The organism is Limisphaerales bacterium (assembly GCA_014382585.1).
In the GTDB taxonomy this organism is placed as follows: Bacteria; Verrucomicrobiota; Verrucomicrobiia; order Limisphaerales; family UBA1100; genus JACNJL01.
In genome coordinates, this window is record JACNJL010000061.1 from 21,898 (window position 1) to 32,239 (window position 10,342).

Genomic DNA, 10,342 nt, shown 5'->3' on the forward strand with positions numbered 1-10,342 from the left:
CAACTTTACGGGCTCAAATGGGTAAAAATGGGAAAAGCCGGAAAAATCAGATTAATTCACGATAACACTGAAATACAGTGAAAAATTCAAATAGTTAACGATAACTATAAATTGAGCGCTGCTTCTAGGGTGCTCGAAAAGTTGCTATTCGGGGTGGGTTTGAGCGTTTTGGGCAGGGCTTGAATTGGTAGGATGGCGTTTTCATCAATGGGTTTTCCCAATCGATTGGCTAATTGCTTTTTGGCGATGGGATTATTGGGGAAGCATCGATTGAGTTCGCGGAATTCCCGAATGACGTCCTCTTCGTTTCCAGTTTCCAATGCGCCTTGGGCGGTTGCTAAAAGAATTTGTTCCAATTCCGATGCGTTGGGTTTTACGCAAGGTTGTGATTGCGGACCGCCGGCGGCCTCGATATTGAGCGCCATATTGCGGGCCTGATTTTGCACCATTGTGCGGTAAAAATCGCTGGCGATAAAATCAAAGTTGATGCGCCGATCTGTGTCCCAGCGATCCGATTCGCGCGTGTCCACTTCATCGTGTAGCACGCGGTACACTTGGGGCTGATCCAAAAAGCGCGTGCGATTAAGTCCGTGATCTTCATAGAGATACCATTGGATGACCAATGACCACGCATCGGTAAAGGACACGTGGCCGAGTCCGCCACAAATTTCCAGCATCTTTCGGCTCCAAAACGGTCCTTCATCGATGATCGCCAAGGCATCCATGTGGTCCAGATGGTAGTGCGGGTAAAAGGGTTGCTCTTGAAAGTGCGGCCGATAAAAGCACGGGTGCGGTCGTTGATGGATCATATAAATGCCATCGTCAAAATGGGTGGTTTCCGCAAGCACGGTGGTGTCCCAGTTGGGTTGGGTGACCACGAAATCATCCGCGAATGCGCCCATCACAACGGAGCGATCATCGGCCAACATCATGGCGCGGGTGTAGCCGATGTGGATATCGATGTATCCGCGCCCTCGCGGCTCGACAATGTGTTTCACTGCGAAAGGATAATTTTTCAATTGCGGGAGATAGTCCGGCACCTTGGGATCACACGTGTCGAACTTCACGAGCACTTCAAAATTATTGTGATCGGCGCTGTAGTCGACCAAGCTTTGCAGCAGGTTGGGCAAGCCCCAGTTGGGGTTGCCCTCAATGCGGGAAGTGATGAGAAGGCTGATCATGCTTGTATGGTGTTTAGGGTTCGTTTGTTGAGCAAGTCGCCCAGTTTTTCGCGGGCGGTATTTCGGCTGGCGGATTTGTAACGGGCGTGGGTGCGCGCCCACTCGCCGTCGCGTTCATAATTCCATTGGCGCATCACGCCGCCCAATTCCTCGTGGAATTTCAGCGCCACATCGCCACTAAATTGATTAGCCCAGTCGCCGGAAATGCCTTTGCGGAACAGGTATTGGGAGCGCACGGTTTCACCCGATTGGCCACGCCGACGTTGAGTGACATTTTCAAAACTATGTCGCGCACACGATTCCTGTAGCGCGGCATCGGTGGCCGGCACTTCGGCAAAATCCAAAATATGGCGAAGCCCGATTGGAATGTTGCGTTTTAATTGTTCAAAAGTGATGTTCAAAATGTTTGTTTGTTCGAGTGCCCGCCAGGAATTCGCATCGTCAAACATATCGCCGAAATTGGATTCAACATATTCAATATACAATTCATTTTCCGTTTTGCCTTCGTGCAAATCTCGGTGAATGATATCTTTCACGTGCGACACCAGCACATCGCGCGGGTCGCGAGTGAGGCAGATAAATCGAAAATCATCCCGCGCCACAAAATCGCCAAACAGTTCCGGGCCGCTGTGAGTCCAGTGGAATGCGCGTTTGCCATCGGCCACATCCGCCTTAAATTGTTCCAGCTCCGAAGGGCCGGAGAAAAATTTGCAGCCCGCCATCTGCGCGAACTCTTCCAGCACCGGCATTACAATGGATGCCCCGGCGTTGGGTAGATTGTAAAAGACAACGTGTTTCATAAATTTAATCTTTCAATTGCGCGGCCCACAAGCGAGTGGTGTAGCCGACGGCCAACACTTTGCCGTGTGCCCCCGTGATGGCTTCGATGCCGCCGATGATGCCGTCGAACGCTTCGCCCGCTTGGCGTTGTAGCGTGCCGTGCGAGCGCCACGCTTCCACGTACGCCTCTGCCGGAACCCGCGCCACATACGAGGCTTCGATGAACATCGGCTCTTTAAAAATACCGCTTTCGCGAATGACTTCCGTTTGATCTTCACGCCGCGAGCCGTAGCCGTAGCCGTCGATGCGACTCTTGATGTAATCCTCCACCTCGGCTTGAAGTGAGTGGTTCAAATCACGGTGGTTCCACAGACACGCAAACCATCCGCCGGGGTGCAGAATGCGTTGCGTTTCGCGCAGGGCGGCTGGGCGGTCGGTGGTATTAAATGAAGAACCAAAGGTGACTGCGTCAAAGGCATTATTCGGCTGGCCGGTGGCTTCGCCGGTGCCCACGTGCCATTGCACGGGTTTATTGGCGGTGACGCTCATTCCCACCGCGCGCATCGCGTCGTTGGGTTCCACAGCGGCGACATTGCAACCGCGAGCCACGAGCAATTTGGTGAGGTGCGCAGAGCCCGCGCCCACATCGCACACGGCGGCATTCGCGCGCAGCTCGGCGAGGTCACAAAAACGCACTACCGCTTCCACGGCATAATCCGGCCGATTCAAATAATGCGGCGCCAGTTTGGTATAGTCCCATTTTGTTTTCATTTTTGTATGGTCAGGATTCAGGGTTAGTTTACGTGATTTGTAATTGTGGGGTTTGGGCCGGGGTTTCGTATTTCAAATTATGTCCGTTTCCCTGCAGATGCCGGGCTAATTGCCGGTGAGCTTCTGCTTCGCCGTCCATATGAAGATTGGTGAAGGCGTCAGCGAGCCGGTTGTGGTTGCCGATATCCCACGGGTTAAGTTCGACCGCGAGAAAGAGTGGGGAAAGTGATTCCGCGTGGCGTCCGAGCAGCATTTCCAACTGGCCCAACGCACTGACCACCCCTTCGTGGTCGGGTGATTCACTGAAGCCCTGTTGCAGTTGGTCCCGTGCGGTGGTGGCGGTGGAAGGTGCGAGAAATGCCTGGCTGCGTTCGAGGGCCGCATCGCCCAGATGCATATGGTGTTGCGTCCGCTGGTGCCAATGGGTGGCATCGCCTTCAAGGTTGCCGTGTGCGCCGCGCGGGGTGGGGAGGATTCCGTAATATCGCCAGTCCGGATGGGGTTCGTCGTTCAGAATGTAGTGGATGCTATCCGCAAAATAATGCGCCGATCGGCCGGGATTGAACACGGCTTGTTCACGGGTATGTTGAATTTTTTCGCGATACAATTCCGGGTGGTCCAGAGCGTGGCGTATGGCTTGGACGAGTGCTTCGCAATCCGTTGCCACTTGGCCGACCTCATTCCGGAAGCGCGCAAAGGCGCACTGCTTCACGGAATCCGGGAGGTTGGCTTCGTTGTGTGAAAAGAAAATCGTGGGCTGTTGGTTGGCGAGGGAGAAGGTGTACGCCGCGCTCGAGAAATCAGAAACCATCACAGCTGTTTTTGCGTAGCAGTCGTGGTAGTTGCCGCCGGATTGGTCGTGCACGAAGTTGGGATAGCGGGAACCGATCTCGAGAATGGGCAGGATGGTTTCGGGCTGTTCGTCCGCATATGGCTTGAAAACAACCGGCCGCTCGGGGAAAGCGTGCAATAGGGCCTCCATAATTTGAGGTCCATGGGAGTGAATGGAAACGAAGGGTTTCCAGTGGTCTTTTCCCACCACCGGGGTGGGGGCATAGGTGATGTTCTCTCGCGGTTGGGTGTGCGCTTCGGCCCGGTGCATTCCTTCATCCAACGAGGGATAGCCCAGTGGGATGACGCATTGGCTTTGGGCGAGCCGCTTGGGTTTCAGTCGGTCCGCCAATCTTTTGTGCTCGAGAAGGTTTTTTTCGTTCGTGGGGCGGTTGGCAGTGAAGGGATGAGAAATCGCCGGTTGCTGGTACATCTGGAAAGCGTGTTCACAGGATTCAACAAACTCTGGGGTGGCCACGGAAATGTAATCATACAGACGCCAATACGCGGTCATATGAGTATGCTTGGTGACGAGTTCTTCATCGGAAAGCGGGCGATCCGTTTCCGCTGCGGAGGCTTCGGGCTTGCCGGTGTGGAATGGAATTCCACCGAATGAGCCGTGCACCATTAACATTTTACGGGATTCATCCGGGAGTGAATCCATAATGGTCGGCACCATAAACAGATCTATAAACCCGAGGTGATCCAGGATTTTGCCCCAAACTCGGTAAGCGTGCGGATGGTTTTCATAGTCGTCCAGATGCCGCTCGCAGTAGAGGCGGATGACGTGGATGCCGCGTGCTTCGAGTTCCTCCGGGATGGTTCCGAACAGTTTTCGGAAAGATTTGGTCGGGCAAAAGATGGCCACCGAGCGCTTGTTGGGCGGGGTGTCGCGCAGAATCCGGCCCGCCTGCCAGCGGCTTGCCGGATCCAGAAAACGGCTCGCACCAATGCGCTGGAGCCAGCCGTCGTGATTCATCGGTTTATCAATTCCCGTCATAACTATTTCCTGTTAACCGTCCAAGCGCGGGTTTTGTAGGGCACCACGACTTTTTCCAAGTGGCTAATTTTTTCTCGGATGGCATCCAGTAACTGAGGGAACAATTCCGGCCCGGCTTGGGCCTGAATGTCGTTCACCGAGCGCCAAGCACCGAGGTAACGTTTGTGGCTCATTGCAATTTCGTGGCGGGCTTCCATAAAAATGCAATCGGTGAACTGGCCGGTCGACTGGAGGTCATCGGTCCAATCGCGGGAATTTTTTGCGCGACCGGATGACACTCGTTTGAGATTTGGCAGCCGGTCGTGGATGCCTTGTTCAATATTTTCGTGCAGTTCATTGCCATCAATATTGCGCGGATTCCACAAAATGGTGAGGTGTCCGCCGGGTTTCAGAATGCGATGAAATTCCGCCAGCGCAACCGGCGTATCCGCCCAATGAAATGAGGAAGCCATCGTCACCCAGTCTACGCTGGCATCGGGCAGATTAGTGGCTTCGGCCAGTCCATCGTGCCAATCGATATCGTAATCCGCAGTGAAGCGGATGCCTTCCGCGCGCATATTATCACACGGCTCAACCGCTGTGGTTTTCAATCCTGTCTGCGAGAGCATCCGGCTCCAGATGCCGGTGCCCGCGCCCACATCCGCCACGGTCGTTGCGCGCGTATGGGTGAGCAAAGTCTGCAACACGCTTTGCGAGTAATCCGGCCGACACGAGGAATAGTCGCTCGCTAGTTTAGTGAAATCGCCTTGCTTGATTGTAGAATTCATTTTCTTTTGTTTGTTTAATTTAAGTTGGTCCTCGGGTTGGATTGAAAGAGGGATTGAATTTGTTGCTCGGGGCTGAATCGCGAGTAGCCGGTTAACGAGTTCAGTCGGTCGGTCATTTGTTCCAACTGCAATAAGCTGGCAAACAGCGTTCCGTTTGAGCTGTGCTTGTGTTTTTGCGCGTGAGCCTCGGCCCAGTTGCCGTTGGGTTCGTAGCCCCACGCCCGAAGATACCGGCCAAACCGGCGTTGAAACATCCGCGCGGTGGAGCCATCGAAATGATTTGCCCAGTCGCCGCTAATGCCTTTGCGCGGTAGATACTTGTTGCGAATGGGTTGGCCGGATTCACCTCGCTGTTGACCGGTCACGGATTCAAAGCTGTGTTTTTCGCACAACTGCCGCATGGGAGCGCGATTCATGGGCTGCAGCCCGATAAATTCCAGCAACTGCGCCATGAACGTGGGGATGTCGCGCTTCATTTCTTCAAAGCTGATTTGGAACACATTTGGCTGCTCTAACGCGTGCCAGGCGTGGGCCTGTTCAAAACGCTGTTCGAAGCCGGATTGAATGGCTTCGCGGCAAAGGGTCCGCATCGATTTGCCCTCGGCGTGAACCGTCTGCAAAACATTTTGAAGAAACGACACCAGCGTATCGCGCGGATCGCGGGTGAGGCTGATGAACCGGACGTCGTCGCGATTCAGTTCGGCCGCAAAAGTTTCCAGCGGGTGATGGGTCCAATGGAAAATCGGGGCGTTTAATTTTAGCAAGTCATGAAAGCGATGCGTCTCATTCGGACTGGCGAGATTGGCGTACCCCTCCGCTTCAAGTAATTCCTCGAGGATGGGCACCAGTGCGCCTCCACCTGCATGGGTGGGGTTATAAAATACCACGTGCGGCCGTTGCGAAAGCGGATGCAGGCCGAGGGCGGATTGCAGGAGTTCATTTGCCAGTTCGGTTGCCGGTCGCAGTGGTGAATTGTTGGTTAACACTAAATCGGGATTGGCGGGGCGATCGTATTCAAGGTCGAAGCCGGCCACGTTTTGCACTTCCCCGCGGGCTGCGCGGCTGTAAAGGCCGCGGGCATCGCGTTCGCATAATTCGGCCCAGTCGACTTCCAGCCAGATTTCAAAATAGTTGGGCAAGTGCGCGCGGTTCCATTCGTGGATTTCGCGAAAGAGCGACATCGTGGGCACGATGACGGTTTGCCCCTGCTCGGCCAAAAGCTGCGCGAGGCGGCTGATGCGGTAGGCGTTGGCAAGGCGGCTGGTGATGTCGTGGCCGGTTTTGGAATCAGCGATGGCGGTGCGCACGGCGTCGCCATCGAGCACCACGGGGCGCTCACCGCGGGCGCGCAATTGCTCGGCGGCGGCGTGGGCGATGGTGCTTTTGCCGGAGCCGGAAAGTCCGGTAATCCAAAGCACGCGGCCTTCGTTGGTTAAATGTTCGGTCATGCGGTCACAGCAGTCACACTGTCTTCCCAGCGCCAATCGTGATCCCAATTGGGGCGGTCGAGGCGTTCTTCGTACAGGCGCAGATCGGTTTCGCTATCCACTTCGCACCAGCGGCCCCGGGTGGGGGTGGCGTTGATTTCCGCGCCGTCTTCCAATAACAATTGGAGCAGCGAAGTCATGTCCAGCCGGTCGCGCCGCGCCTTGGGCAGGTCGTCGAGGATTACCTCGATGCGGCGCCAACCGGCTGGAGAAATTTTTAGGAGACCCATATATTGGCCTTCAATGTCGGCAACCTCGACCGCGCGATCGCCGATGGATTGCAGCGCGCCGTTGTCGCGCAGCCGGAACGTTTCGGCGTCTTCCAGCGGATCAGCAAAGCGTTCGCTCCAAAGCGGCAGCCATTCTTGATCGTAGCTAATGGCTAGTTCGCCGGGGTTGAGAATAAGCTGCTCGAGAATGGCGGGGTGATAAACGATGTCGGAATAGGACACAATGCAGTCATCGCGCTGGAGCCATTGGCTGGCGCAGGCGAGGGTGCTGACCATATTGGTGCGGGCCCAATCGGGATTTTCAAACCAAATGCAATCGGTGGGATTGAGGGATTCGGCAAGGTACCCGCGCACAATGGCGATGTCGCGAATGCCGGCGGCACGGAGTGCGCCGAGCTGCCATTCGAGCAGCGTGCGCCCGGCGAAGGGCGTGAGGCATTTCGGGTGATCTTCGGTGAGGCCTCCCATTCGGGAGCCGCGTCCGGCTGCTAAGATGATCGCGCGCATAATTTTATTTCTCCCAACCAAGAGTGGTGCACAGCAGGTTTCGATCCAGTTGCACCTGTAAGTTATCCCCATCGCGTTCGGGATGCCATTGCACGGCGGCGATGGGCGCGGCGCGGTGGCGCACGGCTTCCACGCAGCCATCATCGCTAGCGGCCAGCAGTTCGAGCGATGGTGCCAGCGTGTTCGCGGGCACGGCCCAGTTGTGAAATGAATTAACCGTGGCGCGTCCGGGCGCATCGAATTCCAGCAAATCTGTTCGCAAATGCACGGTGTGTTTTTGGGCCAAATGTGTTTTGGGCTCGCACCGGCGTAGTGCGCCGCCGCCGCGTTGTTGCAGCAATTGCATCCCGCGGCACACGCCAAAAACAGGCAGTGCGTTGCGCACGGCGTGATCGATCACAGTGTTTTCGGTTTTGTCGCGAATGGGACAAGTGCCAAGGTCATTGCCGCCGGATAATATAAATCCATCGAGTTGCCAGTGTTGGATAAACTCCGCCACCGCCGCGCCGAGGTTTGGGACGGGCACCCACGCCACGTCCGGTGCGAACGCGGCCATATAGCGCGCCCAGTCTTGAGCGAGACAATCGCGCGGTTCACCGGAACCGGCGGCTTGTCCCACTCTCATTGTAATGCCAATACGTTCAGCCATAAATTGTTTAGCCATAAATTGGCCGGAGTAATTTTGCCGCGCCATCGAGTTCCACCCGGTTGGCCGCGGCAATGCGTTCAAAGGTTTGTTCGCCCACGCCAATGGCCGCGGGCAGGCCGAGCTCGGCGCAGCGGATGGTCATGTGGCTGTTGGCCCCGCCGAACTTGCTGACAAGACCGGCGATGTTGCGCGTGAAAATCCAGTCAAACCCCGGATCAGCATTCTCAATGCAAATGATGCGGCCGCTGAGTTGGCCGTGGCCACGCGATTGGTTGCCCAGTCGCAGCGGCTCGCCTTCCACGTGGCGGTTGCCCACAAAGTTCGGCGCGCTGCGGTGCATCGGCACCACATAAAAATCACCCGGATCGCGGATGAGGAAACCCAGGCGAATGCCGTCAACGTTTTCCTGTTCGCGGCGGCGTTGTTCCACGAGATCTTCAAAGTGCAGCTCGGGATCGTTGAGCACCGGGCTGACAAGATGATTGAGCAAATCCTGCACGGAAAGATGCGAGAGCGCATCGCGATCCAGCCGCGTGTCGCTGCCCCAATGGGCAATCAATTCCAGTGCATCGGAAAGGTGACGGGTGAAAATAAACTTGGCGCGCTCGCGTTCGGTGATGGCTTGGCGTGCGTACTCGATGAATTGTCCCGGCTCCACCTCGGACATTCCCGCTGCGGCAAAGAGTTTTTGGAACGACTGCGCCTCCGCGCGGGTGAGCGGAAAAATGGCATCACTGGTGGCCGGCTCGGGCTGGGCGGTGGCGGCAAATAAATCATCGCGTTGATCGTACCGCGGCGAGGTGATGTCATACGTGCCCGGGCGCAAGTGGCCGTACTTGGCGAGAAACTCCGGACGCCGTCGCGGTTGCGCGAGGGCGTCGGCAAAGTCGCCGGTGAAATCCGCCGTCACCGTGCGCAGCGTGCGCTTAAACGCCGCCAGTCGTTTGGCCGAAAGCGCGCCGCGTGTCACGGCTGAACGCAGAATGGCTTCTGCCATAAACGCGTGCCGCGCGATGACCGAAAAGGGACGTGTGCCCAGCGCGCGGCATTCTTCGAGCAACAGCGGGAGCCGCGCCAAATCGTTGAGTGAACGCCGTTGGGTTTGTAGCGCCTCGAGTTGCTGGATTTTTTCCAGCGCCACCGGCAACGAAGCGCCGGGCGCCAGGCTGAGATTGGTGGCGGTCACTTGGGCGAGCAGATTGCGGTAATCGAGATACTCATCCGGCTCGAGCACATCGCCGTAGCGGTTTTGGAAATCTTCGTCGAAATTAAAATCCAATACCGTCTGCGCCACATCAAACTCGACTTTGTCGTGCAGCTTCGGGTTGGCCTCGAGGCGGTCGAGCCACGCATCGACCAATCGCTCGCGCGTTTCGATGGGCAACCCGGCGGGCAGAAAAGAATTAAAACTTGCGCGCACATCGATGTACGGCTGGCCGCCCAGCGTGAGCATCAGCGGTGTATTCGGCACCGGTTGATAGCCCATCTCCGCGCGGGCCTCTTGCCAAATGGAATCGGTGATGAGATGCCGGTACAGCGAAATCGCCAGCGGCCGCGGGCGCGTGCCGATGATCTCTGCGGGATTCCAGTCGGGCATCTGCCCGAGAATCGTGCGCGCGCCAGCTAGTCCCACGCGTGGTTGAGCGTGGCGCGTGAAAAATTCGCCGGATTGAAACAACACCTCGCTTACGTGACGGCTGATGCGGCGGTTCCAGTTTTCCTGCACCGTGATGCGTCGCACTTGCAGCAAATGCAATTGACCATCGCGAGATTTTGCAAATTCAATATCTAACGGCGTGCCGCGATCACACAAGCCTTCCAGCTCGCGCGCCAGCTCCAGCAACTCCGCCACGCGCGGCGAATCGACGTGATCGGTCACATAATCGCGATGCACCAAAACCGTTTTATTGACCACGCTGCCGCCGGTGATGGTATCGGTCTTGCCGGTTTCGTCATCGTAATTCAGCACATAATACGGTGCGCCGCTGTCCAGCTCGTGCGTCATAATTACGCCACTCAAAGTCACATCCGTCACCATCGTCATCACTAGGACTTGGTTTTCCGGGCACTCATCCATCGACTCGATGACCTCTTCCACCGCGCTCCACACCGCCCGCGGTTGGCTGCTGTCCACGTCCA

9 protein-coding genes are annotated in these 10,342 nt (G+C 56.5%); all 9 read right to left on the reverse strand.

Annotated features, from left to right (window positions below; genetic code table 11):
- Window positions 1–104: 104 nt before the first annotated feature.
- Window positions 105–1,181: a hypothetical protein gene (locus H8E27_14315; protein ID MBC8326790.1), complete on the reverse strand. Its 1,077-nt coding sequence runs from the start codon at window positions 1,179–1,181 to the stop codon at window positions 105–107.
- Window positions 1,178–1,981: a sulfotransferase domain-containing protein gene (locus H8E27_14320; GenBank protein MBC8326791.1), complete on the reverse strand. Its 804-nt coding sequence runs from the start codon at window positions 1,979–1,981 to the stop codon at window positions 1,178–1,180. Before H8E27_14320 ends, H8E27_14315 begins: the two co-directional genes overlap by 4 nt.
- 4 nt (window positions 1,982–1,985) lie before the next feature.
- Window positions 1,986–2,732 carry a class I SAM-dependent methyltransferase gene (locus H8E27_14325; protein ID MBC8326792.1) on the reverse strand — a complete coding sequence of 249 codons (747 nt, stop codon included), beginning with the start codon at window positions 2,730–2,732 and terminating at the stop codon, window positions 1,986–1,988.
- A gap of 28 nt (window positions 2,733–2,760) precedes the next feature.
- Window positions 2,761–4,563 (reverse strand): CDP-glycerol glycerophosphotransferase family protein, encoded by a 1,803-nt coding sequence (locus tag H8E27_14330; GenBank protein ID MBC8326793.1) that lies wholly within the window; start codon window positions 4,561–4,563, stop codon window positions 2,761–2,763.
- A gap of 2 nt (window positions 4,564–4,565) precedes the next feature.
- Window positions 4,566–5,318: a class I SAM-dependent methyltransferase gene (locus tag H8E27_14335; GenBank protein ID MBC8326794.1), complete on the reverse strand. Its 753-nt coding sequence runs from the start codon at window positions 5,316–5,318 to the stop codon at window positions 4,566–4,568.
- A gap of 26 nt (window positions 5,319–5,344) precedes the next feature.
- Window positions 5,345–6,778, reverse strand: coding sequence for an adenylyl-sulfate kinase (locus H8E27_14340; protein MBC8326795.1), 1,434 nt, complete (start codon window positions 6,776–6,778; stop codon window positions 5,345–5,347).
- The gene (locus H8E27_14345) at window positions 6,775–7,554 is read right to left on the reverse strand and encodes a phosphocholine cytidylyltransferase family protein (protein ID MBC8326796.1); all 780 of its coding nucleotides are present in this window, start codon (window positions 7,552–7,554) and stop codon (window positions 6,775–6,777) included. Before H8E27_14345 ends, H8E27_14340 begins: the two co-directional genes overlap by 4 nt.
- Before the next feature lie 4 nt (window positions 7,555–7,558).
- On the reverse strand, window positions 7,559–8,203 hold the full coding sequence (locus tag H8E27_14350) for a gamma-glutamyl-gamma-aminobutyrate hydrolase family protein (protein ID MBC8326797.1): 645 nt from the start codon (window positions 8,201–8,203) through the stop codon (window positions 7,559–7,561).
- Between the two features lie 7 nt (window positions 8,204–8,210).
- Window positions 8,211–10,342: pyruvate, phosphate dikinase (locus H8E27_14355; GenBank protein MBC8326798.1), on the reverse strand; the 2,132-nt coding region annotated here is incomplete at its 5' end.